This is a genomic window from Pseudomonas sp. 2, assembly GCF_056627435.1.
On sequence record NZ_JBWXNG010000045.1, the window covers coordinates 1 to 1,373 of the forward strand.

Below are 1,373 nucleotides of genomic sequence, written 5' to 3' on the forward strand. Positions count from 1 at the left end.
GGGACTGTCAGAAATTTTGTGTTCGGGCCTAACATGCGTTTAAGGTGCATGCCATGCCTAGCAAAAAGACCCCGGCCCCCAAGGCCAAAAAAGACCTGCCGTCCATCCCCAAAGAGCTGGTTGAACAGTTCGTCAGCGGCCCGATGACCGCCGAGGCGATTCAAGACATCTCGATGGCCTTCAAGAAAGCGTTGGTCGAGCGCGCACTGGGTGCGGAGCTCGGCCACCACTTGGGCTACGCGCCCGGTGAAGAGCGCCCTGAGGGCAGCGAGAACCAGCGTAACGGCTCCAGCGGCAAGACCGTGCTGACCGACGACGGCCCTCTGAAGCTGGACATTCCACGTGACCGCGACGGCAGTTTTGCCCCGATCCTGATCCCCAAGCACGAGCGCCGTTTCACTGGCTTTGACGACAAGATCATCGCGATGTACGCCCGCGGCATGACGGTGCGAGAGATCAGCGCTTTCCTGCGTGAACAGTACGGCACTGACGTTTCCCACGACTTCATCAGTTCGGTGACCGACGCGGTGATGGAAGAGGTGGGGGCCTGGCAGCAGCGCCCTCTGGAACCGATGTATCCGGTGATTTTCTTCGATGCCCTGCGGGTCAAGATCCGCGACGAAGGCATGGTGCGTAACAAGGCGATTTACCTTGCTTTGGGCGTGTTGCCCGACGGTACTCGGGACATCCTAGGCATTTGGATCGAGAACACTGAAGGCGCCAAGTTCTGGCTAAAGGTGTTCAACGACCTGCGCAACCGAGGCGTTGAGGACGTGCTGATTGCCGTCACCGATGGCCTGAAGGGCATGCCCGAAGCACTGGCTGCCGTGTATTCCGAAACGACCCTGCAGACCTGCATCGTCCATCTGATCCGAAACAGCCTGGATTATGTTTCGTGGGATAAGCGTAAGGCCTTGGCCAGAGCGCTCAAGCCCATTTACCAGGCCTTGAATGCAGAAGCTGCAGAACAGGCTCTGAACGATTTCGAGGCCGGCACCTGGGGCAAACAGTACCCTACCATCGTTGCGGCTTGGCGCAGGGCCTGGGATCGGGTGATACCGTTCTTCGCGTTCCCGCAGGCCATACGCAAAGTGATCTACACCACAAATGCCATCGAGAGCATCAATGCTCAGCTACGCAAGATCATCAAGACACGTGGGCACTTCCCTAACGACGATGCGGCGACCAAGCTGATCTGGCTAGCATTACGGAACATCACAACGGATTGGGGGCGAGCGGCCAATGATTGGAAAGGTGCGATGAATCAGTTTGCGATCCTTTACGGCGATCGTTTCATCAGGCCAACCTGGTGATTTCACTGTCCGTCAGGTGACGGGCGTTAATCGCCCGCACACAAAAAATCTGACAGTCCC

Annotated in this window: 1 protein-coding gene; it reads left to right on the forward strand. The window is 57.8% G+C overall.

All coding sequences use genetic code 11. The annotated features are described in order from the left end of the window. The first annotated feature begins 53 nt into the window (after nt 1-53). On the forward strand, nt 54-1,313 hold the full coding sequence (locus tag AC1MEK_RS29810; RefSeq protein ID WP_480399841.1) for an IS256 family transposase: 1,260 nt from the start codon (nt 54-56) through the stop codon (nt 1,311-1,313). Nucleotides 1,314-1,373 lie beyond the last annotated feature (60 nt).